General features: G+C 71.3%; 23 protein-coding genes and 1 pseudogene. 12 read left to right on the plus strand and 12 right to left on the minus strand.

The genetic code is table 11. The features are described 5' to 3' along the window. Window positions 1-49: 49 nt before the first annotated feature. The 4 genes and pseudogenes from AC5L36_RS05155 to AC5L36_RS05170 form a co-directional block, all read left to right on the plus strand. The gene (locus AC5L36_RS05155; protein ID WP_441214180.1) at window positions 50-1,744 is read left to right on the plus strand and encodes an ABC transporter ATP-binding protein; all 1,695 of its coding nucleotides are present in this window, start codon (window positions 50-52) and stop codon (window positions 1,742-1,744) included. Further along, complete coding sequence (locus AC5L36_RS05160) at window positions 1,741-3,480, plus strand: ABC transporter ATP-binding protein (protein ID WP_441214181.1); 1,740 nt, start codon at window positions 1,741-1,743, stop codon at window positions 3,478-3,480. The genes AC5L36_RS05155 and AC5L36_RS05160 overlap by 4 nt, the downstream gene beginning before the upstream one ends. A gap of 45 nt (window positions 3,481-3,525) precedes the next feature. Continuing rightward, entirely contained in the window at window positions 3,526-4,101 is a 576-nt protein-coding gene (locus tag AC5L36_RS05165) for an ArsR/SmtB family transcription factor (protein ID WP_441214182.1), read from the plus strand. Beyond that, window positions 4,098-5,270 (plus strand): annotated as a pseudogene (locus AC5L36_RS05170) (MFS transporter); the annotation flags it as partial. The gene AC5L36_RS05165 and the pseudogene AC5L36_RS05170, both read left to right, overlap by 4 nt. Before the next feature lie 15 nt (window positions 5,271-5,285). On the opposite strand, the gene AC5L36_RS05175 reads toward AC5L36_RS05170, so the two are convergent. The 9 genes from AC5L36_RS05175 to AC5L36_RS05215 form a co-directional block, all read right to left on the minus strand. Beyond that, a complete protein-coding gene (locus tag AC5L36_RS05175) occupies window positions 5,286-5,576 on the minus strand; it encodes a DUF1707 SHOCT-like domain-containing protein (protein WP_441214183.1) in 291 nt (96 codons plus the stop codon). Window positions 5,577-5,596: 20 nt separating this feature from the next. Next, window positions 5,597-6,781: an ROK family transcriptional regulator gene (locus tag AC5L36_RS05180; protein ID WP_441214184.1), complete on the minus strand. Its 1,185-nt coding sequence runs from the start codon at window positions 6,779-6,781 to the stop codon at window positions 5,597-5,599. Between the two features lie 32 nt (window positions 6,782-6,813). Beyond that, a complete protein-coding gene (locus AC5L36_RS05185; protein ID WP_441214185.1) occupies window positions 6,814-7,959 on the minus strand; it encodes a sugar ABC transporter permease in 1,146 nt (381 codons plus the stop codon). Next, window positions 7,956-8,759: an ATP-binding cassette domain-containing protein gene (locus AC5L36_RS05190; protein WP_441214186.1), complete on the minus strand. Its 804-nt coding sequence runs from the start codon at window positions 8,757-8,759 to the stop codon at window positions 7,956-7,958. The genes AC5L36_RS05185 and AC5L36_RS05190 overlap by 4 nt, the downstream gene beginning before the upstream one ends. An 87-nt stretch (window positions 8,760-8,846) precedes the next feature. Further along, window positions 8,847-9,953, minus strand: a complete 1,107-nt coding sequence (locus AC5L36_RS05195) for a sugar ABC transporter substrate-binding protein (RefSeq protein WP_441214187.1) — start codon at window positions 9,951-9,953, stop codon at window positions 8,847-8,849. A gap of 260 nt (window positions 9,954-10,213) precedes the next feature. Further along, window positions 10,214-10,690, minus strand: coding sequence for a Cys-tRNA(Pro) deacylase (ybaK, locus tag AC5L36_RS05200; RefSeq protein ID WP_441214188.1), 477 nt, complete (start codon window positions 10,688-10,690; stop codon window positions 10,214-10,216). Window positions 10,691-10,701: 11 nt separating this feature from the next. Beyond that, window positions 10,702-10,800 carry a putative endonuclease domain-containing protein gene (locus AC5L36_RS05205; RefSeq protein WP_441214189.1) on the minus strand — a complete coding sequence of 33 codons (99 nt, stop codon included), beginning with the start codon at window positions 10,798-10,800 and terminating at the stop codon, window positions 10,702-10,704. 92 nt (window positions 10,801-10,892) lie between these two features. Continuing rightward, window positions 10,893-12,113: a THUMP-like domain-containing protein gene (locus tag AC5L36_RS05210; protein ID WP_441214190.1), complete on the minus strand. Its 1,221-nt coding sequence runs from the start codon at window positions 12,111-12,113 to the stop codon at window positions 10,893-10,895. Window positions 12,114-12,169: 56 nt separating this feature from the next. Further along, a complete protein-coding gene (locus AC5L36_RS05215) occupies window positions 12,170-12,358 on the minus strand; it encodes a DUF1918 domain-containing protein (RefSeq protein WP_441214191.1) in 189 nt (62 codons plus the stop codon). A gap of 273 nt (window positions 12,359-12,631) precedes the next feature. Here AC5L36_RS05215 and groES point away from each other — a divergent pair, with 273 nt between their 5' ends. The 3 genes from groES to AC5L36_RS05230 all read left to right on the plus strand — a co-directional run bounded on the left by groES (window position 12,632) and on the right by AC5L36_RS05230 (window position 16,269). Further along, a complete protein-coding gene (groES, locus tag AC5L36_RS05220) occupies window positions 12,632-12,946 on the plus strand; it encodes a co-chaperone GroES (RefSeq protein ID WP_089012574.1) in 315 nt (104 codons plus the stop codon). A 67-nt stretch (window positions 12,947-13,013) separates the two neighbouring features. Beyond that, entirely contained in the window at window positions 13,014-14,654 is a 1,641-nt protein-coding gene (groL, locus tag AC5L36_RS05225) for a chaperonin GroEL (RefSeq protein ID WP_441214192.1), read from the plus strand. Between the two features lie 100 nt (window positions 14,655-14,754). Further along, window positions 14,755-16,269: a molybdopterin-dependent oxidoreductase gene (locus tag AC5L36_RS05230; protein WP_441214193.1), complete on the plus strand. Its 1,515-nt coding sequence runs from the start codon at window positions 14,755-14,757 to the stop codon at window positions 16,267-16,269. On the opposite strand, the gene AC5L36_RS05235 is transcribed toward AC5L36_RS05230, so the two are convergent. Continuing rightward, window positions 16,232-16,633, minus strand: coding sequence for a WhiB family transcriptional regulator (locus AC5L36_RS05235; RefSeq protein WP_441214194.1), 402 nt, complete (start codon window positions 16,631-16,633; stop codon window positions 16,232-16,234). The two genes, AC5L36_RS05230 and AC5L36_RS05235, sit on opposite strands and share 38 nt — an antisense overlap. Window positions 16,634-16,803: 170 nt before the next feature. Here AC5L36_RS05235 and AC5L36_RS05240 point away from each other — a divergent pair, with 170 nt between their 5' ends. After that, window positions 16,804-17,667, plus strand: coding sequence for a response regulator transcription factor (locus AC5L36_RS05240; protein ID WP_441214195.1), 864 nt, complete (start codon window positions 16,804-16,806; stop codon window positions 17,665-17,667). A 3-nt stretch (window positions 17,668-17,670) separates the two neighbouring features. Here AC5L36_RS05240 and AC5L36_RS05245 read toward each other — a convergent pair whose 3' ends face one another. Further along, window positions 17,671-18,114 (minus strand): DUF5319 domain-containing protein, encoded by a 444-nt coding sequence (locus AC5L36_RS05245; protein WP_441214196.1) that lies wholly within the window; start codon window positions 18,112-18,114, stop codon window positions 17,671-17,673. 166 nt (window positions 18,115-18,280) lie between these two features. Here AC5L36_RS05245 and guaB point away from each other — a divergent pair, with 166 nt between their 5' ends. The 3 genes from guaB to AC5L36_RS05260 all read left to right on the plus strand — a co-directional run bounded on the left by guaB (window position 18,281) and on the right by AC5L36_RS05260 (window position 22,403). Further along, the gene (gene guaB / locus AC5L36_RS05250; protein ID WP_441214197.1) at window positions 18,281-19,774 is read left to right on the plus strand and encodes an IMP dehydrogenase; all 1,494 of its coding nucleotides are present in this window, start codon (window positions 18,281-18,283) and stop codon (window positions 19,772-19,774) included. Window positions 19,775-19,783: 9 nt separating this feature from the next. Continuing rightward, entirely contained in the window at window positions 19,784-20,902 is a 1,119-nt protein-coding gene (locus AC5L36_RS05255) for a GuaB3 family IMP dehydrogenase-related protein (protein WP_441214198.1), read from the plus strand. A 79-nt stretch (window positions 20,903-20,981) separates the two neighbouring features. After that, a complete protein-coding gene (locus AC5L36_RS05260) occupies window positions 20,982-22,403 on the plus strand; it encodes a M1 family metallopeptidase (RefSeq protein ID WP_441214199.1) in 1,422 nt (473 codons plus the stop codon). 6 nt (window positions 22,404-22,409) lie between these two features. On the opposite strand, the gene AC5L36_RS05265 is transcribed toward AC5L36_RS05260, so the two are convergent. Then, window positions 22,410-23,510, minus strand: coding sequence for an LCP family protein (locus AC5L36_RS05265; RefSeq protein WP_441214200.1), 1,101 nt, complete (start codon window positions 23,508-23,510; stop codon window positions 22,410-22,412). 64 nt (window positions 23,511-23,574) lie between these two features. On the opposite strand from AC5L36_RS05265, the gene AC5L36_RS05270 reads away from it, so the two are divergent. After that, a complete protein-coding gene (locus tag AC5L36_RS05270) occupies window positions 23,575-25,257 on the plus strand; it encodes an FAD-dependent oxidoreductase (protein ID WP_441214482.1) in 1,683 nt (560 codons plus the stop codon). The last annotated feature ends 23 nt before the right edge of the window (window positions 25,258-25,280 follow it).

Genomic DNA, 25,280 nt, shown 5'->3' on the forward strand with positions numbered 1-25,280 from the left:
GAAAATCGGTGGCGTTGCGGTGTGTTGATCTTGTAATTTCGCGGATACTATGCGCTCCTTACCGGTCGCCGATCCCGGCGCGCCCGATCACCGGTCAGCCACCCGTTTCCTGTGGTGGCTGGCCGTGCGTACGTGGCCGTCCATGGTGGCCGGCCTCGCCTGGGGCGTCGTCTGGATGGTCAGCCAGGCGCTGATGCCGGCGGTGATCGGCAAGGCGGTCGATGCCGGCCTCGCCGACCGCGACCACGGTGCGCTGCTGACCTGGGGCACTGTCCTTCTTGGACTCGGCCTCATCCAGGCAGCAGCCGGCATCCTCCGGCACCGCTTCGCGGTCTTCAACTGGCTCGCGGCGGCCTACCGGACCATCCAGCTCACCATCGCGCAGGCCAACCGCCTCGGCGCCACGCTGACCAAGCGGCTGGCCACCGGCGAGGTGGTGAGCATCGGCACCGCCGACATCAGCCACATCGGCAACGCGCTCGACGTGACCGCGCGCGGCGCCGGCGCGGTCGCCGCCATCGTCACGATCGCCGCGATCCTTTTCAGCGCCTCGGTGCCGCTCGGCCTCGTCGTCATCATCGGCGTGCCGCTGCTGATGGCGCTCGTGGGCGGGCTGATCCGGCCGCTGCACCACCGCCAGCAGGCATACCGCGACCAGCAGGGTCAGCTCACCACCCGGTCCGGCGACATCGTGACCGGGCTGCGGGTGCTGCGCGGCGTGGGCGGCGAGGCGACCTTCTCGGCGCGCTACCGCGCCGAGTCGCAGTCGCTGCGATCCGCGGGGGTACGCGTGGCGCGGGTCGAGTCGGTGCTCGAGGCGGCCCAGGTGTTCGTGCCGGGCGCGTTCGTGGTGCTGGTCGTGTGGCTGGGCGCCCGGTTTGCGCTGCGCGGCGAGATCACGCCGGGCCAGCTCGTGTCGTTCTACGGGTACGCGTCGTTCCTGATATCTCCACTGAGGACGATCACCGAGACGATCGACAAGCTGACCCGCGGGCACGTGGCCGCCCGGCGCGTGGTGGCGATGCTGGACCTGCGCCGCGACCTCGCCGAGCCGGCCCGCCCGGCGTCGCTGCCAGACGGCGACGGCGACCTCGTCGACGAGGAGTCCGGCGTGGTCGTGCGCCCCGGGCGGCTCACCGCGATCGCGGCCACGGCGCCCGAAGACGCGGCGGAGATCGCCGACCGCCTCGGGCGGTACGTGGACGGCGACGTGACGCTTTCCGGTGTACCCCTGCGGGACCTGCCGCTGGCGACCGTGCGCGAGCGGGTGATGGTGGCCGACAACGACGGGCGCTTGTTCTCGGGCCCGCTCCGAGGCGAGCTGGGCGGTGACGACGGGCGGATCCCGGCCGCCCTCGAGGCCGCGAGCGCGACGGACATCGTGGACGCCCTGCCCGAGGGGCTGGACACCGTGGTCGCGGAGCGCGGCCGGGAGTTCTCCGGCGGGCAGCAGCAGCGGCTGCGGCTGGTCCGGGCGCTGCTGGCCGACCCGCGGGTGCTGGTGCTCGTCGAGCCGACGAGCGCGGTCGACGCGCACACCGAGGCGCGGATCGCCGCCCGGCTGGGTGGCGCGCGGGCCGGCCGCACCACCGTGGTCTGCACGACGAGCCCGCTGGTGCTGGATCGGGCCGACCACGTGGTCTTCGTCGAAGACGGGAAGGTGGCCGCCGAGGGCGGCCACCGCGAGCTGCTGGAAAACGAGCCGCGGTACGCCGCGGTGGTGACCCGAGGGGAGGAGACGTGAGCGCGGCACTGCCGGTGGCGGACGCGCGGCAGGTGCGGCGGTACGCCCGCGCGCTGATGCGCCGCCACCCCGGTGCGCTGGCCGGGGCGATCGGCCTGCACGTGTTCGCCGCGGTCGCCGGCCTGGCCGCGCCCCGCCTCATCGGCGACCTCGTCGAGGCGATCGAGCGGGGCACCACGACCGTGACGGTCGACCGGATCGCGCTGGCCATCGCCGGGTTCGTGGTAGTGCAGTCCGTGGTCACGCGTTTCGCACACATCGCGTCGGCCCGGCTGGGCGAGCGGGTGCTGGCCGAGCTGCGCGAAGACTTCGTCGACCGCATCCTCGCCATCCCCCTGTCCACGGTGGAGCGTGCGGGCACCGGCGACCTGGTGACCCGCACCTCCCGCGACGTGGCGGCGCTCTCCCAGTCGGTGCGCTTCGCGGTGCCGGAGACGCTGATCGCGTTCGCCACCGGCGTCTTCGCCATCGGCGCGCTGCTGCTCGTCGACCCGCTGCTGGGCCTGCCCTGCCTGATCGCGGTGCCGATCCTGTGGGTGGGCACCCGGTGGTACCTGCGCCGCGCGCCCGAGGGCTACCTGCGGGAGAACGCGGCGTACTCGGATATCACCGACGGCATCACCGAGACCGTGGAGGGCTCGCGGACGACGGAGGCGCTGCGCCGGCAGGAGAGCCGCCGGCGGCGCACCGACGACGACATCCGCCGGCAGTACTCGGCCGAGCTGTACACGCTCAAGCTGCGTACCGTGTGGTGGCCGCTGACCGAGGTGGCGTACGTGCTGCCGGTCGTCGCCACGCTCGTCGTGGGCGGCTGGTTCTACCTGGAGGGGTGGGTGACGCTCGGCGAAGTGACCGCCGCGACGCTGTACGTGCAGCTGCTCGTCGACCCGCTCGACCGCTTCCTGTCCTGGCTCGACGAGCTCCAGGTGGGCGGCGCCTCGCTGGCCCGGATCCTCGGCGTCTCGGAGGTGCCGGACGACAGGATCCCGTCGGACGCGCGGCCGGATGGCGAGGGCGTGGCCGCGCGCGACGTGCGGTACTCCTATGTGGAGGGACGCGACGTGCTGCACGGTGTCTCGCTCGCGGTGGCGCCGGGTGAGCGGCTGGCCATGGTGGGTCCGTCCGGCGCGGGCAAGTCCACGCTCGGCCGGCTGCTCGCCGGCATACACGGGCCGCGGGCGGGTTCGGTCACCGTTGGCGGCGCGCCGCTGGTGGAGCTGCCGCTCGACGAGCTGCGTTCGCACGTCGCGCTGGTCACCCAGGAGCACCACGTGTTCATCGGCACGCTCCGCGAAAATCTGGTGCTGGCCCGCCCCTCGGTCACCGACGACGGGGTCCGTGCCGCGCTGGCCGCGGTCGACGCGTTGGAGTGGGCGCGGGCCCTGCCGGACGGGCTTGACACGGTCGTGGGCGCGGGCGGCCATCCGCTGTCGCCGGCGCAGGCGCAGCAGCTGGCGCTCGCCCGGCTGGTCCTGGCCGACCCGCACACGCTGGTGCTCGACGAGGCCACCTCGCTGATCGACCCGCGGGCGGCCCGCCACCTGGAGCGTTCGCTCGCGGCGGTGCTGGAGGGGCGCACGGTCATCGCGATCGCGCACCGGCTCTTCTCCGCGCACGACGCCGACCGGGTGGCGGTGGTCGAAGACGGCCGGATCACCGAGCTCGGCTCGCACGCCGAGCTGGTGGCGGCGGGCGGCTCGTACGCCGCGCTGTGGCGGAGCTGGCACGGCTCATAGACACACGTCTTGCAAAGAAGTCTTTGCAAGGCTACCTTTGCAAACATGTCTGAAGAAAGCCGCGTACGGCTGGATCCGACGTCGCTGCGCGGGGTCGCACACCCACTGCGGGTGCGCATCCTCGGGCTGCTGCGGCAGGACGGGCCGGCCACTTCCACCACGCTGGCCGAGCGCCTCGGGCTCTCCAGCGGCGCGACCAGCTACCACCTGCGGCAGCTTGCGACATACGGGTTCGTGGTGGAGGAGACCGGCCGCGGCGTGGGCCGCGAGCGCTGGTGGCGGGCCGCCCACGAGCGCACGCTGCTCGACGAGAAGACGGTCCTGGAGGCGCCGGCCGACGCGGAGACCTACATGCGGGCGGTGGCCGCCAGCTACGCGGACACCACGGAGCGGTGGCTGGGGGAGAGCCAGGTGCTGCCGGAGGAGTGGCGCCCCGGCAGCACCCTCAGCAACGCCATGCTGCGGCTGACCCCGGCTGAGGCGGCGCGGCTGCGCGACGAGCTCGACGCGGTGATCCAGCGCTACCGGCAGCACGCCGAGCCCGAGCCGCCGGAGGACGCCGAGCTCGTCGTCTACCAGGTGCAGCTGATGCCCTTCGTGCGAAGGGCGGACGACGGATGAGGCGGGGGTTCGCCGGCCTGCTCGCCGCCGAGGGAGTGTCCTTTGTGGGCACCCGGATGTCGTTCGTGGCGCTGCCCTGGTTTGTGCTCGCCACCTCCGGCAGCGCCGCCCGCACCGGCATCGTGGTGTTCGCCGAGATGCTGCCGTACGTGCTGGTGTGCGCGTTCGGCGGCCCGCTCCTCGACCGGCTCGGCCACCGCCGGGTGTCCGTGCTCGGCGACATCGGCAGCGCGGCGACGGTGGCGGCAATCCCGCTGCTGCACCACGGTCCCGGGCTCGGCTACGCCGGGCTCGTCGCGCTCGTGACGATGGTCGGCACACTGCGCGGCTTCGGCGACTCGGCCAAGCGCGTGCTGCTCCCGCGGACCATCGCCACCGCCGGCATCGACGTGACCCGCGCGACCGGCCTGCACGACGGCATGTACCGACTCTCCACCCTGCTCGGCCCGCCGATCGCCGGCGTCCTCGTCACCGCGTTCGACGCGACGGTGGTGCTGCTGCTCGACGCCGCGTCGTTCGCGATCGCCGGTGTCCTCGTCGCGCTCCTGGTGCCGGGCGGCGAGGCGGAGCAGCGGCGCGAGCCGTACCTGCGGGCGCTGCGCGCCGGCTGGCGGTTTATCGCGCGCGACCGCCTGATCATCGGCCTGGCCCTCATGATCTTCGCGACCAACCTGCTCGACCAGGCGTACTCCGCGGTGCTCGCGCCGGTCTGGGCCCGCGACGTGGCCGGCTCCGCCACCGCGCTCGGGCTGCTCTTCGGCGTCTTCGGCGTGGGTGCGGTGGCGGGCAGCGCGGTCTTCGCCGTGCTCGCGCCGCGGCTGCCGCGCTATGGCACGTTCGTTGTCGGCATGCTGATCGGCGGCGCGCCCCGCTTCGTCGTACTGGGGCTCGCCGGCGACACGTGGTTGGTCTACGCGGTCGCGCTGGTCGCCGGCTTCTCGATCGGGGGCGTCAACCCGGTGCTGAGCGCGGTGCAGTACCAGCGGGTGCCCGACGCGATGCGGGCCCGGGTGCTGGGTATCACGCTGGCGATCGCGTGGGGCGGCATCCCGCTCGGCGCGCTGCTCGGCGGGTGGTCGGTGGAGCTGCTCGGGCTGACCACGGCGTGGCTGCTCTTCGGCGCCCTCTACCTCGCGGTCACGCTGGTGCCGCTCGTCTCGCCGGCCTGGCGCGAGATGGACCGCTCAGCGGGTCAGGGCCATGAAGACGAGGAGCAACACGAGCGCGACACCGGCGACGGCGAAGATGACGAGCAGGTCTCGCCGTCCGGTGTCCGCGGCCGCCGGGGCGGTGACGGGCTCGGCGGGTAGGTCGCGGGTCACCGCGGCGAGCTCGGCCAGCGTGCGGGCCGCGTAGGCGCTGTCGACCCGCTCGGTGAACTCGTCGAGGCTCAGCCGCCCGGCCTCCGTGTGGCGCTGCAAAGCGTCCACCACGCGGTGCCGATCCTCATCCGACGCCCGCAGCTCGCTACCCACCGGCTCAGGGTAGCGCCGGCTCAGCTGGACAGGGGATCGGCTAGAAGTCGTTCGAAGGCCAGCTCGGCCGCGCCGATCAGCGCGGCGTCCTCGCCCAGCTGCGGGGTACGCAGGCGTACGTGTTCCCGCGCGGCGATCAGGGCCATGGAGTTGAGGCGGCTGCGCACCTGCGCGGCGGCGACGAGATAGACGTCGCGGAGGGTGCCACCGAAGATGACCATCTCGGGATCGAAGATGTTGACGAGGTTGGCCAGGCCGAAGCCGAGCCAGTCACCGACCTGCCGCACCGCCGCCTGCGCGCTCGCGTCGCCCCGAGAGGCCGCGTCGACCACGGCCAGCGCCGCGCCCCGGCCGCCTTCGCTGTCGCGCCCCGCGGCGTTGAGCAGCGCGCGGTCGCCGATCTCGGTCTCCCAGCAGCCGCGCGAGCCGCAGCTGCACGGCCGCCCGCCGGGAAGTACCACCATGTGGCCGACCTGCCCGCCCTGCCCGGCGTGGCCGGTGAGCCGGCGGCCGCCGACGATGATGCCGGCGTCGACGCCGGCATCGCGGTGCAGGTAGATAACGTTGTCGCAACCGACCGCGGCGCCTCTGGCGTGCTCGGCCAGCGCCGCCACGTCGGCCGCGTTGCCGACGACCAGTGGTCGATCGGCGTCCAGCTCGGCGGCGAGCACGGCACTGAGCGGCTCGGCCACAGCGGCGTTGTCGGCGCCACCGCTCAGCCCCGCCTTGCCGTCCGCCCGGCGCATCACCCGCGACACGGATACGCCGCCGCCGACGTAGACGGCGCCGTCCGGCACCGCCTGCTGAAGGTCTTTGACGAACTCGGCGAGCAGCGGCACCGCCTCGGCGGCCGGCTGGCCGGAGGGGCGGTCGTCGGCCCGGTGGTCGAGCACTTCGCCGCCCAGCCCCACCCGTGCCACGCGCAGCTGGTCGACCTCGATGCTGAACGCGTACGCGTACACCCGCTCGGACTCCGGCCGGACGACCAGCGATGGTCGCCCGGCCCGGCCCGTCTCCCGGGGCGCCGCCTCCGTCACCAGGCCGACGCCGGCCAGGTCGGCGGTGAGCGCCCCGATGGTGCTGCGGTTGAGACCCAGCTCGGAGGTGAGCTCGGCGCGCGAGGTCGGACCGTGGATGTGCACGTACCGAAGGAGCGCACCGAGGTTCTGCCGGCGCACCTCCTCCTGGCTTGGTCCCGTGCGCATCCGTTGCCCAGCCTCCCCGATGATGAACGGCGTTACCTGATGCCGGTGGCCGCCGCCCGCCGCCGGGAAAGAGCGTCCACGCCGGCCGCCAGCAGCAGCACGGAGCCGGTGAAGACGAACTTTTGCCCGGAGCTGAGCTCCATGAGGCCCATGCCATTGTCGATCACGGCGATCACCGCGCCGCCGAGGACGGCGTCCATCACGCGGCCCTTGCCGCCGATCGCCGCCATGAACGAGCAGATCACGAAGACCGAGATGCGAATCCGGTCCACGTTGATGCCGGCCCGGCGGGCGGCCTCCCGGTTGCCGCCGACCGCGTAGATGTGCCGGCCGTACGCGGTGCGCCGCAGCACGAACGTCCAGACGATCAGCAGGATCCCGATGATCGGCACGACAATCGGCACGCCCTTGAGCGAGTTGATCACGGGGTTGATGCTGCGCTCGAGGTTGAGGAAGTACACCGAGCCACCGAGGATCAGCACGAGCCCGGCGATCCGGGCGAGTGGGATCGCGATCGGCTCGACGACCAGCCCGCGTGCCTGCCGCCGGCTGTGGCTCAGCAGCTGTACCGCCGCGTAGCCGCCGCCGGCCAGCGCCACGAGAGCCCAGCCCAGCCACGGTGGCATGTTGTTGTTTTCGATGGCGACGATCACGTCGTCGCCGATCGAGATGTTGGTGCCGCCCTTGATCAGCAGCAGCACGGTGCCCTGGAACGCGAGGAACGCGGCCAGTGTCACCACGAACGACGGTATGCCGACTTTCGCGACCAGGAATCCGAGTACCAGACCGATCACAACGCCGGTCGCGAGGGCCGCGAGGACCGCGACGTACCACGGGTAACCGTGCACGGCGACGACCTGCGCCAGCACCGCGGCGCAGACGCCGGCGGCGAAGCCGGCCGAAAGATCGATCTCGCCCAGCAGCAGGACGAACACCAACCCCATCGCGATCACCGCGACCCCGGCGCCCTGGGTGAACAGGTTGGCGAAGTTGCGCTCCGAGAAGAACGCCGGACGCATGAGGCCGAAGAACACGCAGAGCACGACCAAGCCGAGCACGGCCGGCAGCGCGCCCAGGTCACCGCCGCGGATGCGGGCGATGTAGTCCCGGACGATGCTCGTCACCGTGGGCTTCGGCGTCACGGCCGCCGGTTCGATGTGTTGCGCCGTGATGGTCATTCCTTAGCTCCCGGGATGGTCGGGTCCATGAGCTCGGCACCGTTGTCCGCCGGGGGCAGGCCGAGGTTGCCGCTGCGGCCGGCGGTGATCAGCTCGACCACCTGGGCATGGGTCACGTCGGTCGTGCGCAGCTGCGCGACCATGCGGCCGAGGAAAAGGGCCGCGATGTTGTCCGAGACCGCGAAGACGTCGTTCATGTTGTGCGAGATCAGCACGACGGCGAGTCCGTTGTCGGCCAGGCGGCGGACCAGCTCGAGCACCTGGGCGGTCTGCGCCACGCCGAGCGCGGCGGTCGGCTCGTCCAGGATGACCAGCTTGCTGTTCCACAGCACGGCCTTGGCGATCGCCACCGTCTGCCGCTGGCCACCGGAGAGGCTGGCGACGAGCTGGCGGAGTGACTTCACCGTGCGCACCGAGAGACCGGCCAGGGTCTGTGCGGCCATCTGCTCCATGGTCGGCTCGTCCAGCACCAGGCCGGAGCGCTTTTCCCGCCCAAGGAACATGTTCTGCACGATGTCGAGGTTGTCGCAGAGCGCCAGGTCCTGGTAAACGACCTCGATGCCGAGCGCGGCGGCGTCCCGCGGGCCATGGATGGTGACCGGGTTGCCCTCGAAGAGGAACTCGCCCTCGTCGCTCGTATAAATCCCGCTGATGCACTTGATCAGCGTCGACTTGCCGGCGCCGTTGTCACCGACGAGCGCGGTGACCTCGCCGGGCGGTACGGAAAAATCCACGTCTTGCAGGACCTGTACGGGGCCGAACCGCTTCACGATCCCGCGCGCTTCCAGCAGCGGTGTCACGCCATCTCCTTAGCGTTGATCTAGGGCACACCGGCGCGCAACCAAATCGGTTGGCGCCGATATGCCCTAGATCGACCGTATCTCAGGTCAGCTGATGCCGGCCGCTGTGCATGCGGCGGCGAAGCTGCCCGTGCACAGCTCTTCCTTGGTGACGAAGCCGTCCGCGACGACGTCCTTCACGTTTTCCTTGGTGATCGCTACCGGAGTCAGCAGCACCGACGGCACGTCCCGGCCGCCCTCGGGGTCCTTGACCGTCTGCGAGGTGGTCTTCTGCTCGCCCTTGGCCAGGCCGATCGCCAGCTCGGCGGCCGCGTCGGCCTCCTGCTTGATCGCCTTGTAGACGGTCATGCACTGGTCGCCCGCGAGGATGTTCTGGAGGCCCTGCACGGTGGCGTCCTGGCCGGTCACCGGGACCTTGCCGTTCAGCTTGTCCTTCTTGAGGACGGAGATCACCGCGTTGCCGAGGCCGTCGTTGGCGGCCAGCACACCGTTGATCTTGCCGCCGGTCTGGGTCACCATCTGCTCGAAGATCGTGCCGGCCTGGGTGTTGTCCCAGTCGGGCACCCACTGGTCCGGGCCCTTCTGGTATTCGCCGGAGTCATACTTCGGCTTGAGGACCGAGTCGTAGCCCTCCTTGAAGAGGGTGGCGTTGTTGTCGGTCTGCGAGCCGTTGAGCTCGGCCACGACCGGCTTCTGCACCTTCATGTCGGTGAGGCACTTGACGAGGCCCTCGCCCTGGAGCTTGCCGACGGCCACGTTGTCGAAGCTGACGTAGTAGGAGGCGGAGCCGCCGAGCGTCAGCCGGTCGTAGTCGATCGTGGCGACACCCTGCGACTTGGCCTTGTCGAGGACCGCCTTGCCGGTGCCGGAGTCGAGGTTGACGATCATCAGGACGGTGGCCCCATTGGTGATCATCTGGTCGGCCAGGGTCTGGAAGGTGTTCTTGTCACCCTGGGCGTTCTGGATGTCGTACTGAACCCCCGCGGCCTTGAAGGCCTCTTCGAGGTACTTGCGGTCGGCCGTCTCCCAGCGGACGGAAGACTTGCTGTCCGGCAGGATCACACCGATCTTGGGGGTCTTGCCGCCGCCGTTGTTGCCAGAGCCGGTGTCACTGCCGGAGTCGTCGCCACACGCGGCGAGCGACCCTACTGCCAACAGGCTGGCGGCAGCGATGGAGAGGATCCCTTTGCGCATTGCATGGGCCCTTTCATCGAAATGTGGGTTTGGTGGGTGTTTCGCGCGTCGAGGCGCGATGAGCGTCGTGGGCACGTACTTTTGTTGTGCCCGGCAACGTATTGCGGCACGGAGCGATCGCACAAGACCACCGACGCCACGAGTTTGTTGGCGGCGATAACAATTCAGCAACGCGATCGACATGTGCCCGTTCGTGGATCATGTCCGACTCGATCATCAGCCACTTTAACCCCGGTATCGGGGCAAAAAGGGCGAATCGCTCAGCTGCCGATGGCGGCGAGTGTCGCGGCGGTGAGGCGCACCAGGTCGCGCGGCGACAGCTCTACCTGGAGTCCTCGACGACCTGCCGATACGTAGATCGTGTCGTGATCGGCGGCGGTCGCGTCGACGACGGTCGGCAGGCGCTTGCGCTGCCCGAGCGGGCTGATCCCGCCGCGCACGTACCCGGTGGTCCGCTCGGCCAACGCCCGGTCGGCCAGCACCGCCCGCTTGCCGCCGGCGGCCGCTGCGAGCGCCTTGAGGTCAAGGTCGCCGGTGACCGGCACGACCGCCACGGTCAGGGCGCCGTCGACCTCGGTGACCAAGGTCTTGAAGACCCGCTCCGCCGGCACCCCCAGCACGGCCGCGACCTCGGCGCCGTAGTTGGGCGAGTCGGGCGACACCGAGTACGGATGCGTGGTGTGGGCGACCTTCTGCTTCGTGAGGAGCGACGTCGCCGGGGTGCCTTGGCCTGCCACGACTGCGAAGACTACCGCCGCTCCTCGACAGCGCCCGCGATCTGCCGCACGGTCCGGTCCGGATGGCGCAGCACGTCGTCCGCGGTGAACCGCAGGACCCGCCAGCCCACGGCGCGTAGCTGCGGAGGCACATGCGGTGGCCCGCCATGGCCAAGGATGCTGCCCCCTTGCTCAGCGGTACCACAAGTACGTTATGGCGGCGCTATGAGGTACTCGTGGTACCGCTGAGCGTGGAGCAGATCAGGGCGGTGGGTGCGCCGGCCACCCGGGTCAGCACGAGCGTGGCCGCCGCCGGGCCGGACAGGCGCAAGTCGCGGCGGAGTCGCTCCGGCTCCAGCGCCGAGCCGCGCTTCATGATTTCCAGGCGGCCGACGCCCCGCTCACGAAGGAGTGCCCTCAGTCGCTTCAGCGAAAAGGGCAGCACCTCTTCGACCGCGAAGCGGCGGGCGTACGGAGTCGCGACCGCCGAGTCCGCGTAGACGTAGGCGATTTCCGGGTCGGCCAGATGACCGCCCACCGTGGCGGCGAACTCCGCGACGAGGTGCGCCCGGACCACCGCGCCGTCGGGGTCGTAGAGGTAAGGCCGCACGCCGCCCACCGGCGCCCTCGCCAGGCCAGAGCCGGTCAGCTCCGCCGCGCCGGCCAACTCTGCGGGGCGGGGCAGCTCCGCGGCGCCCAGCAGCGCCGCGCGGCGGGGCACCTCCGCGAGCGGGCCGCACCAGAAGGCGGCCTCCACCACCTCGCCCCGCACGCTCACCCACTCCGCCTCCGCGCCCCGAGGTATCAGGGCGTGGTCTATCCCGGGCGCGAGCTTGAGCACGGTGCGCGGGACCCGCTCGGGGAGGGAGGTGACGAAGTCCCACGGCGGCGAGTAGGCCTTCGGATCGAAGACCCGCCGCCCGTCCCGCCGCCGGGCCGGGTCGCAGAAGACCGCGTCCACATCGGACAGGTCGGCCGCGGTGGCGTCACCGTGTCTCACGCGGATCCCGTCGAGCCCCAGGACTTCCGCGTTGGCGGCGGCTATCGCCGCGGTGCTCGGGTCGGCTTCCAGCGCGTACACGACGATGCCGGCACGGGCGGCGGCGATCGCGTCCGCGCCGATGCCGCAGCCCAGGTCGGCGAGTGTGCGCACCCCGGCGGCGCGCAACCGCGCGGCGCGGCGCTCGGCCACCGCGGACCGCGTCGCCTGCTCCAACCCCGCGCGCGTGAAGAACATGCGGCCAGCGTCGACACCGAACTTGGCCACCGCGCGCCGCCGCAGCTCGGCCTGCGTGAGCGCGGCGGCGGCCAGGTCGGCGGGCACGCCGGCACCACGGAGCGCGGCCGCCGCGGCCAGCGGGTCACCGCCGGCCAGCTCGGCCGCCGCCGCGAGGGCTTTCACCCCTTCCGGGGTACGCAGCGCGGCGAGCTGGTCGGGATGCACCGCCCGATTGTCGGCCCCGCCCGGCCGCCGGTCGTCAGCGGGCCGTGCTCGCCGGATCAGTGTGCGGTGGGCTCGACCACGCAGTCGGGGCCGGGGAAGACCAGGCTTTCGTGGCCGTCTGGGAAGCGGACGAGGTAGGGCGGATGGCCGTCGGCCCCGCGGACCTCGACGATCTCGGCGATCCGATCGCGGGCGCCGACCGTATTGCTGTGCACGTGCAAGCGGTCACCAACTGTGGCCTGCATGTCATCGCCTCCGCGCGAATGGGCTGCGGGGTACTCCCTCTGACGATCCCGCAAAACCTTCCGGCGCGCCATCGGTTCGGGGCACGCTGGCACTCTCCTTGACGGAGTGCTAGCGGCCGGCATAACCTGCGGGTTAGCACTCTCAAACCGAGGGTGCTAGCTCTCGGGCACGCCGGCACCCGCGACGACGGCATCGCCCGGTGGCATGAGGCAGCAGTATGACCGCCGTCCGGAGCGATCCGGGTGGCTACCAGACCAGTACCCCAGGAGGGTATGCCCGTGACTACCGCGACCAAGGTTGCGATCAAGCCGCTCGAGGACCGGATTCTGGTCCAGGCAAATGAGGCTGAGACCACCACGGCGTCGGGCATCGTGATTCCCGACACCGCCAAGGAGAAGCCGCAGGAGGGCACCGTCCTCGCTGTCGGCCCCGGCCGCGTCGACGACAAGGGCAACCGGATCCCGGTTGACGTGAAGGTCGGCGACACGGTCATCTACTCGAAGTACGGTGGCACCGAGGTCAAGTACGCCGGTGAGGAGTACCTGGTGCTCTCCGCCCGCGACGTCCTCGCCGTCATCGAGAAGTGACTGACTGAACGCTGATACGCCCCGGGCCGGAACCACGGTCCGGGGCGTACTGCCTGAAGGGACTTACATGGCGAAGATCCTGAGTTTCTCGGATGACGCCCGGCACCAGCTCGAGCACGGCGTCAACGCGCTGGCGGACGCGGTCAAGGTCACTCTCGGTCCGCGCGGGCGCAACGTCGTGCTGGACAAGAAGTTCGGCGCCCCGACGATCACAAACGACGGCGTGACGATCGCCAAGGAGATCGAGCTCGCCAACCCCTACGAAAACCTCGGCGCGCAGCTGGTCAAGGAGGTGGCGACCAAGACCAACGACGTCGCCGGCGACGGCACCACCACCGCCACCGTGCTCGCCCAGGCCATGGTGCGCGAGGGCCTGCGCAACGTTGCCGCCGGCGCCAACCCGGCCGGCCTCAAGCGGGGCATCGACGCCGCGGCCGAGGCCGTGTCGAAGGCGCTGCTGGAGAAGGCGGTCGAGGTCGCCGACAAGAAGTCGATCGCGCACGTCGCCACGATCTCGGCCCAGGACGCCACCATCGGTGACCTGATCGCCGAGGCGATGGAGAAGGTCGGCCGCGACGGCGTCATCACCGTCGAGGAAGGCTCCACCCTCGCGACCGAGCTCGAGGTCACCGAGGGCCTCCAGTTCGACAAGGGCTTCGTGTCACCGCACTTCGTGACCGACCCGGACGCGCAGGAGGCGGTGCTCGAAGACGCCTACGTGCTGATCACCACGCAGAAGATCTCCGCGGTCGAGGAGCTGCTGCCGCTGCTGGAGAAGGTGCTCCAGGCCAGCAAGCCGCTCCTGATCATCGCGGAAGACGTCGAGGGGCAGGCGCTGGCCACGCTGGTGGTCAACGCGATCCGCAAGACGTTCAAGGTCTGCGCGGTCAAGGCGCCCGGCTTCGGCGACCGCCGCAAGGCGATGCTCCAGGACATGGCCATCCTCACCGGCGGTGAGGTGGTCGCGCCCGAGCTCGGCTACAAGCTCGACTCGGTCGGCCTGGAGGTGCTCGGCTCGGCCCGGCGCATCGTCGTCGACAAGGACAACACCACGATCATCGAGGGCGGCGGCAACGACGTCGAGGTCGCCGACCGGGTCTCGCAGATCCGCAAGGAGATCGAGGCCTCGGACTCCGACTGGGACCGGGAGAAGCTCGCCGAGCGGCTGGCCAAGCTCTCCGGCGGCATCGCGGTGATCAAGGCCGGCGGCGCGACCGAGGTCGAGCTCAAGGAGCGCAAGCACCGCATCGAGGACGCCATCTCGGCGACCAAGGCCGCGGTCGAGGAGGGCACCGTGCCGGGCGGCGGCGCCGCGCTGGTGCAGGTGGCCGCGACCCTCGACGGCGGGCTGGGCCACACCGGCGACGAGGCGACCGGCGTGTCGATCGTCCGCAAGGCGCTCGACGAGCCGCTGCGCTGGATCGCGCAGAACGCCGGCCACGACGGCTACGTCGTGGTGAACAAGGTGCGCGCCAACGACTGGGGCTTCGGCCTCGACGCGGCCATCGGCGACTACGTCGACCTGGCCGGATCCGGCATCATCGACCCGGTCAAGGTGACCCGCAACGCGGTCACCAACGCGGCGTCGATCGCCGGTCTCCTGCTCACCACGGAGAGCCTGATCGTGGAAAAGCCGGAGAAGCCCGAGCCGGCACCCGCCGGTGGCCACGGCCACGGCCACGGTCACCAGCACGGACCCGGGTTCTAGCTCGCGTTTGACGGGGGCGCTCCTTCGGGAGCGCCCCTTCTCATTACAGGCGCCTTACGGCGCTGCTCGCCGGGGCATCCGGCGCGGCACACTTGGGCCCATGCGAAATGGCGTGCGCGGTGCGTTGGCGGGGATCGCCGCCGCCGCGGTGGCCCTCGGGCTGGCGGAGTTCGTCGCGGTGTTCACCGGCGCCCGCTCGGCCCCGCTCGTGGCGGTCGGCGGGTTTGTCGTAGATCACGTGCCCGAACCGCTCAAGCAGTTCGCGATCGACACCTTCGGCACCCACGACAAGACCGCCCTCCTGACCGGCACGGTGGTGCTGCTCGCCGCGTTCGCCGCGCTTATCGGCTGGCTCAGCCTCCGCAATATCTGGTACGGCGTGGCCGGCATCGCCCTCTTCGGCGTGATCGGTGTCGCGGCGGCGCTGACCAGGCCGGACGCCGGTGCGGAGGCGGCGGTGCCGTCCGTGCTCGGCGCGGCGGTGGCCGGTGTCGTGCTGTGGCGGCTGGTCCCACCGCGCTCATCCGCCGAGCCCGCCGAGATGGACTCCGCCGACCGCCGGCGCTTTCTCACCCAGGCCGCCGTCGTGGCCGGCGCGGCCGCCGCGAGCGGGCTCGCTGGGCGCTGGCTGGCCACCCGCCGCACCGTCTCGGAGGCGCGCAGGGCGGTGCGGCTGCCCGCGCCGGCCAGTCCCGCGCCGGCCGTGCCCGCCGGGTCGGATCTCGAGATCACCCAGCTCGCGCCGTACGTCACCTCGAACCGGGCCTTCTACCGCATCGACACCGCGCTCGTGCTGCCGCAGGTCGACCCGGACTCGTGGACGCTGAAGATCCACGGCCGGGTGCGCAACCCGATCACGCTCACCTTCGAGCAGTTGCTGGCCCGGCCCATGGTCGAGCGGTACGTCACGCTCGCCTGCGTTTCCAACGAGGTGGGCGGCGACCTGATCGGCAACGCGCGCTGGCTCGGCGTACCGCTGAAGGACCTGCTCGACGAGGCCGGCCCGCTCGACGGCGCGGACCAGGTCGTGGGCCGCTCGGCCGACGGCTGGACCTGCGGTACACCCACCGCCGTGCTCCGCGACGGCCGCGACGCGCTGCTGGCCGTCGGCATGAACGGCGAGCCGCTCCCCATCCAGCACGGCTTCCCGGCGCGGATGGTGGTGCCGGGGCTCTACGGGTACGTGTCCGCGTGCAAGTGGATCGTGGAGATGGAGCTGACCAGCTTCGCCGACTTCGACGCGTACTGGATTCCGCGCGGCTGGTCGCAGCAGGCGCCGATCAAGACCCAGTCCCGGATCGACGCGCCCCGCTCACGCAACAACCTCACCGCCGGCGCCGTCACGGTGGCCGGGGTCGCGTGGGCGCAACACCGCGGCATCCGCAAGGTGGAGGTACGCGTCGACGGCGGGCCGTGGCAGGAGGCCACGCTGGCCCGCACGGTGTCGATCGACACGTGGGTGCAGTGGTCGTGGCGATGGGACGCGACACGGGGCATGCACCGCCTACAGGTACGCGCCACCGACGCGACCGGAGCGGTGCAGCCGGAGGAGGAGCGGCCGCCGGACCCGGACGGTGCTACCGGGTGGCACTCGGTTGACGTTGAGGTGGGATAACCGACGGCACGGACTTGTGCGGCTTGCCCAGCCGCGCTTCGAGCCGGGTCACGTCGACGCGGCTCTGGTGGCGGTCGGCCAGGTCTTCCCAGCCCACCGCGAGCAGCCGCAGCCGCTCGGACTCGCTGAAGCCGCCCCACACGCCGTACGGCTCCCGTACCGACAGCGCGTGCGCGGCACACTCCGGGCGTACCGGGCAGGAGTGGCAGAACGACTTCGCCTTCGCCTCACGACGGTTGCGCGAGGAACCGCGCTCACCGTCGGGGTGGAAAAACTGCGCGCTGTCTCTACCCCGGCAGGCGCCAAGCCGCTGCCAGTCCCAGATGTCAGAGATGGGACCGGGCAATCTGCTCACGTTGGACATCGACACTCCTCCCACGAGGCGCTCCGGCCACGCGAATCACGGATTACCCGCCCGCGCGCGTAGGGAAACCGGCGTGTCTACTGTCGGGAACTTTCAACTTCTTTCGTCCGAAAGCCCGTAATGATCAGTTGCTTCCGTGGTCTCCTCCTCAGAGGAAGAGGAGGATCACAGTGCGTACCGTCCTCGTGTGTGTCCGGACACCGCTCGCGGCCCAGACCGTCGCGTCCGCCGCCGCCCGTCTCGGGATGAGCGGCGCCGTGCGAACGGCCGTGTCGGAGACCGAAGCCTTAATGCGGTTGGCCGAGCGCCCCGCCGACATAATCCTCGCGGATACCGCGCTGACCCGGCGGGACAGCGTCGGCTTCACCCGGCGGGCCTTAGTACGGGCGCCCGGGGCGGTGATCATCCTCTTTGGCGCCGAAGATCCCCGCGTGGCGGCAGCCACGATCGCCGCCGGCGCCCGTGGCGTGCTCCGCGGCGGTGGTGACCACGACCTGGTGAGCATCGTCGCCAAGGCGCTGCTGCTCTGCCTGCCCGAGCCGGCCCGACCAGCCGCCACCCGTCCCGCCGTGTCACGGTCCGGCGAAGCGGTGGCCGTGGCTGGCGAACCCCCTGCCGACCAGGCGATACCCGCCGCGGGCGCCCCCGCCGCCCGCCCCACCAACGGCCCGCTCTCGCGCACCCAGCCACCGCCCTCGATGGTGCCGGTGCAGCGCGGTGACCAGCTCGACGTAGGCCCCGGCGGCCCCGGCCGGCCGCCCGGTGGCAGCCCCAACACCGGCCCGAGCTGGCGGGTCGGCCCGCGCGCCGGCGACCGGCCCGAGGTGGTGGCTCGGCGCATGACGCTCACCGAGCGCGAGCTCCAGGTGCTGCGCGGCATGGCCGACGGCAAGAGCAACGCCGAGATCGGGCGCGAGCTCTTCGTCTCCGAAGACACGGTCAAGACCCACGCCCGGCGGTTGTTTCGCAAGCTGGGCGCGCGCGACCGCGCCCACGCCGTGGCGGCCGGGTTTCGCGCCGGCCTGGTCGCCTAGCCCCTAGTCTTCGTCGGTGCCCTCGGAGAGGGTGTCGTGCACGCCGTCGGCGTACCCCCGGGCGTACTCCCAGGTCACGTAGTGGTCTGGATCCGGGTCGTACGCCGGCTCGTGCACCCTCGGGCGGCCCGAGTTGAGCAGATGGCGCAGGTTGCCCCGGAGCAGGTCCCAGTCGAAGTAGTGCGGCTCGTGGCAGTCTTCGCACTCGATCACGAGCCCGCGGATGCCGATGGGGCTCAGCAGAGCCTGGTAGATCTCGAGGTCGGCCAGGTCCTCCAGCACGTCCTGCCGCTCCGCGTCGGACAGCGGGTCGAGCTGGGGGTCCTCACCGAGGTCCTCCAGGCCCGCGGACGGGTCAGCGGGATCGCCGTTGAACGGGTCGATCGGCTCGTCGTGCTGCACCCCTCCACCGTAGTCGCAACCCAGCTCTCCGCGTGTGCCGCGCATGCTGAGTTGTGCGAGCTTGCGAGCACAACCATCAGGCTCAGTGATGACACGCGGCGCTGGCCGCACGATCAGACGGCGTCGTAACCCGACGAGCCGCAGGTAGGCGCGGAGGGGCGGACCGGGCGATGGGTACGATGAACCATCGTGCCACCGAGAGGACCCAATTGTGGATAACCTGCCTTCCGCCGAGGCTGTGCCGATCGGGCTGACGTTCGACGACGTGCTGCTCCAGCCCGCCGAATCCGAGATCATCCCGAGCCGGGTGCACACCGCTACCCAGGTGAGTCGCAACGTCAGCGTGGCAATCCCGCTGATGTCGAGTCCCATGGACACGGTGACCGAAGCGCGGATGGCGATCGCGATGGCGCGTCAGGGCGGTCTGGGCGTGCTCCACCGCAACCTCTCGATCGAAGACCAGGCGCTCCAGGTCGACCAGGTCAAGCGCTCCGAGGCGGGCATGGTGACCAACCCGATCACGTGCAGCCCGGACGACACGCTCCGCGACGTCGACGCCCTTTGCGGCCGATACCGGATCTCCGGCGTGCCGGTCACCGACGCCAACGGCACGTTGCTCGGCATCGTCACCAACCGCGACATGCGTTTCGTGACCGACGGCGGCACGCCGGTCCACGAGATCATGACCCGGATGCCGCTGGTCACCGCGCGGGTCGGGGTCTCCAAGGACGAGGCACTCGCCCTGCTGCGCCAGCACAAGGTGGAAAAGCTGCCGATCGTCGACGACGGCGGCCGGCTGCGCGGGCTGATCACGGTAAAGGACTTCACCAAGAGCGAGCAGTACCCGGACGCCACCAAGGACCCGGCCGGCCGGCTGCGCGTGGCCGCCGCGGTCGGCGTGGGCGAAGACGCGTACAAGCGGGCCCGGACTCTCGTCGAGGCCGCCGTCGACGTGCTGATCGTCGACACGGCACACGGTCACCAGCGCGCGGTGCTGGAGATGGTCGCCCGGCTGAAGAAGGACACCACGGTCGACGTGGTCGGTGGCAACGTGGCGACGTTCGCGGGTGCGAAGGCGCTGGTCGACGCCGGTGCCGACGCGGTCAAGGTCGGCGTGGGGCCGGGCGCGATCTGCACCACGCGGGTGGTGGCCGGTGTCGGCGTGCCGCAGATCACCGCGGTGATGGAGGCCACCCGGGCCTGCCGTCCGTCCGGCGTTCCGGTGATCGCGGACGGCGGCATCCAGTACTCCGGGGACATCGCCAAGGCCCTGGTGGCCGGCGCCGACACGGTAATGCTCGGCAGCCTCCTCGCCGGCTGCGAGGAGAGCCCGGGCGAGCTGCTGTTCATCAACGGCAAGCAGTTCAAGGCATACCGGGGGATGGGGTCGCTCGGCGCGATGCAGTCGCGCGGGCAGGCCCGGTCCTACTCCAAGGACCGCTACTTCCAGGACGACGTGCTCAGCGAGGAAAAGCTGGTGCCCGAGGGCGTCGAGGGCCAGGTGCCCTACCGCGGGCCGCTGTCGCAGGTCGCCCACCAGCTGATCGGCGGCCTCCGGCTGGCCATGGGATACGTCGGCGCGGAGAGCATCCCCGAGCTACACAGTCGCGGTCAGCTCATCCGGATCACCGCGGCCGGGCTCAAGGAGAGCCACCCGCACGACATCCAGATGACCGTCGAGGCGCCCAACTACCACACGCGATAGGAGCGACCCGTGCGTGACGTGGTGGAGATCGGGTTGGGTAAGACCGCGCAGCGCGGATACCACCTCGACGATATTGCGATCGTGCCGAGCCGCCGCACGCGGGACGTCGACGACGTGTCCACGGGCTGGCAGCTCGACGCGTACCCGTTTGACATCCCGTGCGTGGCCCACCCCTCCGACGCCACCATGAGCCCGGCGACGGCCGTGGCCCTCGGGCGCCTCGGCGGCCTCGGCGTGCTCAATGTCGAGGGCCTGTGGACCCGCTACGAAGACCCGACGAAGGTCCTCGAAGAGCTCGCCTCGCTCGACGAGGACGCACCCGCGACGCGGCGCCTCCAGGAGGCGTACGCCGAGCCGATCCGCCCCGAGCTGATCGCCGAGCGCGTGCGTGCGATCCGCGAGGGTGGGGTGACCGTCGCCGTGCGGGTCTCGCCGCAGCACACGCTCGCGCTCGCCCCGGTGATCCTCGATGCCGGAGTCGACATCCTGGTCATCCAGGGCACGCTCGTCTCCGCCGAGCACGTCTCCACCACGGACGAGCCGCTCAACCTCAAGGAGTTCATCGCCGACCTCGACCTGCCGGTGATCGCGGGTGGCTGCACCGACTACAAGACGGCGCTGCACCTCATGCGCACCGGCGCGGCCGGCGTGATCGTGGGCGTGGGCGCCGACGAGTGGTCCACGACCGACACCGTGCTGGGCATCCGGGTGCCGATGGCCACCGCGATCGCCGACGCGGCGGCCGCCCGCCGCGACTACCTCGACGAGACCGGTGGCCGCTACGTGCACCTGATCGCCGACGGCGACATCCAGACATCGGGCGACATCGCCAAGGCGCTCGGCTGCGGCGCCGACGCGGTGATGCTCGGCGAGCCGCTCTCGCTCAGCGAGGAGGCGCCGGGGATGGGCGCGTGGTGGCACTCGGCCGCCAGCCACCCCAACCTGCCGCGCGGGGCGTTCGGGGTGGCCGACGAGCCGCTCGGCAGCCTGGAAAAGGTGCTGTACGGGCCGGCCGACGCGCCGGACGGGCAGCTCAACCTCTTCGGCGGCCTCAAGCGGGCGATGGCCAAGTGCGGCTACCGCGACGTCAAGGAGTTCCAGCGGGTCGGCCTGGTCCTCGACAGGTAGCGATATCGTCGCGGCGCCTGCCCGCGACGAGACGATGGACTTTCTTGTCGCTTTCGGCGCGAGAGAGGACGCTCCCTACGTGAATCGCAGGATCCTGGCCGCCGCGGCCGTCGTAGCGCTGGCCGCCGGCGGCTGCACCGACTCCGCTCCCGAATCGCCGCCGAGTTCGCCTCAGGCGGCCAAGCGCGACTTCAAGCCGGGCGAGGACGGCGTCGGCGACCCGTACTTCCCGACGTACGGCAACGGCGGCTACGACGTGCGCCACTACAAGCTCGTCGTCAAGTACGACCCGAGCACCGACGAGCTCACCGGCACCGCCACGATCACGGCGGCCGCGACGGAAGACCTGTCCAGGTTCAACCTCGACTTCGTCGGCATGTCGGTCAGCTCGGTGAAGGTCGACGGCGCGGACGCCGAGGACAAGCGCGAAGACGCCGAGCTCGTCGTCACGCCGTCCGGCGGGATCGCCAAGGACGCCGAGTTCACCGTCGAGATCGGATACTCGGGCAAGCCGGTGCCGATCAAGAGCCCTGACTTCGGCGAAGGCGGGTTCCTGCACACCGACGACGGTGCGATCGCGCTCGGCCAGCCCGAGTCGGCCAGCACCTGGTTTCCGGTCAACGACCACCCGATCGACAAGGCCACGTACGACGTCGAGGCGACCGTGCCGGAAGGGCTGGCCGCGCTCAGCAACGGCGTGCCGGGCGGCGACGCCGACAGCGGCGGCTGGACCACCTGGAAGTGGTCGGAGAAGGTGCCGATGGCCAGCTACCTGGCGTTCCTGGTGATCGGCAAGTTTCGGGTGGAGACCGGCGAGCACAAGGGCAAGCCGGTGTTCACCGCCATCGACTCGAAGCTGAGACCGGGCAGCCCGGCCGACCAGGCGATGGCACAGACCACCGAGATCGCCGACTTCCTGGAGACCCAGTTCGGCCCGTACCCGTTCCAGGCGTACGGCGGCGTGGTGGTCGACGACGACCGCATCCGGTACGCGCTGGAGACCCAGTCGCGGCCGGTCTACGGGGGCCTGTTCTTCAAGCAGGGCCCGTTCACCGAGGTGGTCGCGCACGAGCTGGCCCACCAGTGGTTCGGCGACAGCGTCTCGGTCGCGCAGTGGCGGGACATCTGGCTCAACGAGGGCTTCGCCAGCTACGCCGAGTGGCTGTGGACCGAGGAGGAGGGCGGCCTCTCGGTGCAGGAGAGCTTCCAGCGCGAGTACGCCGACACCGACTGGAAGAACCCCACCGCCGACCCGGGCCGGGCGGGCCTCTTCGGCCGGGCGGTGTACAAGCGCGGCGCGCTGGCCGTGCACGCGCTGCGGCTGGAGGTCGGCGACACCGACTTCTTCCGCATCCTCAAGACGTGGACGGCGGAAAAGCGCAACGGCAACGTCACCACCGCCGACTTCATCACGGTCGCCGAGCGGGTCTCCGGCGAGTCGCTGGACCGCCTCTTCGACGCATGGCTGATCGGCCAGTCACCCCCGGAGATCCCCGGGTAGGGCGCGCTATTTCTTGGTTACCACGGCCGGGTGGGTGCGCAGGTACGCGTCCGCTCGGCCGGCCACCAGCGCGGGGAAGAACTTTCGGCCCTCCGCGGTGAGCTGCTCGCCCCGGTAGCCCGAGCCGCGCCCCACGCCGGCGCCGGGCAGCACCACAAGCTTCAGCCCTTCCGGGCGCAGGCCGCTGAGCGCGGACGCGTAGTCGAGTGCCGGCCGACCCCGCCCGTCGAAGGTCAGGGTCTTGCCGAGCGCGCGCAGCACCCGGTCGAACTCCAGCGGGTTGCGGGCGACGTCGAGGCTGAGCGCCTTGGCCAGGACCGCACGGACGAGCTGCTGGTGGTGCCGCTGCCGGGTGTAGTCGCCGCCGGGCAGGTAGCGCTGCCGCGAGAAGTCCAGCGCCTGCCAGCCGACCAGATGGCGCATGCCCACCTCGTACACCATCTGCGGGCCGCCGTAGCCGGCCGGCCCGCCGCCGGCCGAGCGGCCGCGCCCGTCCGGGCGCAGGTGTTGGGACGGGGTGCGCTGGTCGACGTAGATGTCCACCCCGCCCAGCGCGTCGACGAGCTTGCGGAAGCCGGTGAACGTCAGCACCGCACCCGCGTCGAACCGCTTGATCCCGGTGTACCGGCTGATCGTCTGGGCCAACAGCTGGAACCCCTGCGCCACGTCGGGCCTGGCGTCGCCCCGCCGGCTGCCGTTGCTCATCGCCTCGGTGAGCTTCGTGCGCCCGCCCCGGTACCTCGACTTGGGAAAGGCCGGGACGTCGACGAGCAGGTCGCGGGGGAGCGAGACCATGTACCCGGTCTTCAGCCCGCGCTCCACGTGCAGGATCGTCACCGCGTCGGCGTGCGGCTCCCAGGTCGGATCGTCCTCGCGCGTGTCCACGCCGACGATGAGCATGTTGAGCGGGCCGGTGATGTCGGCGCCGGGCGGTGGCGTGGGGCTGGGGGTTGCCGATGGAGACGGGCTGGCGGTGCCGAAGAGGTCGGCGGTGCCGATCTCGTACCGGTCGCGCAGCGCGTACCCCACCGCCACCGCGCCGCCACCCAGCAGCACGATCGCGGCCAGCGCCGCCGCGCCCAAGATGATCCATCGTCGCCGAGTCATAGAGTGGCATCGTGCCCGGTCGGTGCTCTGGTGTGCTAGCTACTGGTGAGTAATGATGGCTGATATGCGCTACGACGTCGTGGTGATCGGGTCTGGCTTCGGTGGGAGCGTGGCCGCGCTGCGGCTGGCCGAAAAGGGCTACTCGGTCGCTGTGCTGGAGGCGGGGCGGCGCTTCGCGGACAGCGAGTTTCCAGAGACCTCGTGGCGCACCCGGCGTTTTCTCTGGGCACCCAAGCTGGGCTGCTTCGGCATCCAGCGGATCACGCTGCTCCGCTCGGCGCGCGGCGAGGCCGGCGCGGGTGTGCTCGTGCTCTCCGGCGCCGGGGTGGGCGGCGGCTCGCTCAACTACGCCAACACGCTCTACGAGCCGATGCCACCGTTCTACGCCGACCCGCAGTGGCGCGACATCACCGACTGGCGCGCGGAGCTGGCCCCGCACTACGACCAGGCCAAGCGGATGCTCGGCGTCACCACGTACCCCCATGACACCGCCGCGGACCGGGCGATGCGCGCGGTGGCCGAGCGGATGGGTGTCGGGCACACGTTCCACTCCACGCCCGTCGGTGTCCACATCGGGCGGCCGGGTGAGCGGGTCGCCGACCCGTACTTCGGCGGTGCCGGGCCGGAGCGCACCGGCTGCCTGCACTGCGGGTCGTGCATGACCGGCTGCCGCCACGGCGCCAAGAACACGCTGGTGAAGAACTACCTCTGGCTCGCCGAGCGGCTCGGCGTCGAGGTGCACCCGCTGACCACGGCGGTCGCGGTGCGCCCGGCGGGATCGGGCTATAGCGTGGAGACGGCCCGCACCGGTGCGTGGTTCCGCCGTTCCCGGCGGGTCTTCGAGGCCGACCAGGTGGTGTTCGCCGCCGGCGCGCTCGGCACCCAGCGACTGCTGCACGCGATGAAGGCGTCCGGCACGCTGCCCCACCTCTCCGACCGGGTCGGCGCGCTCACCCGCACCAACTCCGAGGCGATCCTCGGCGCCGGCGTGCTGCGCCCGGACGCGCGCCGGCGCGGGCTCGACTTCACCGAGGGCGTGGCCATCACCAGCTCCTTCCACCCCGACGAGCACACGCACATCGAGCCCGTGCGCTACGGCCGCGGCTCGAACGTGATGGGGCTGCTCCAGTCCGCCCTCGTCGACGGCGGGCCGCGCCGCCCGCTGCGCTGGCTGGGCACGATCGCCGGCCGCCCGCTCACCTACCTGCGGCTGCTTTCGGTGCGCGACTGGTCCAGGCGCACGGTGATCGCGCTCGTCATGCAGTCGGTCGACAACTCGCTGACCACGCTGTACAAGCGCGGCAGGCTGCGCACGACCCAGGGCCACGGCGCGCCCAACCCGACCTGGATCCCGGCCGGCAACGAGGCGGTGCGACTGCTCGCCGAGGAGATCGGCGGCCTGCCCGGCGGCGCGGTGACCGACGCGTTCAACGTGCCCATGACCGCACACATCCTCGGCGGCGCGGCGATCGGCGCCACCCCGGAGGACGGCGTCGTGGACGCGTACCACCGGGTCTACGGCCATGCCGGCCTGCACGTGGTCGACGGCGCGGCGGTGACGGCCAACCTCGGCGTCAACCCGTCGCTCACGATCACGGCCCAGGCCGAGCGCGCCATGTCCTTCTGGCCCAACCGCGGCGGCATCGATCCCCGACCACCGCTCGGCTCGCCCTACGCGCGGATCGCCCCAGTGGCGCCCGCGACACCAGCCGTGCCGCCACACGCCCCGGCGGCACTGCGCCGGTAGGCTTCACGCACATGAGCGAGCGG

This window comes from Phytohabitans sp. LZ39 (assembly GCF_059359075.1).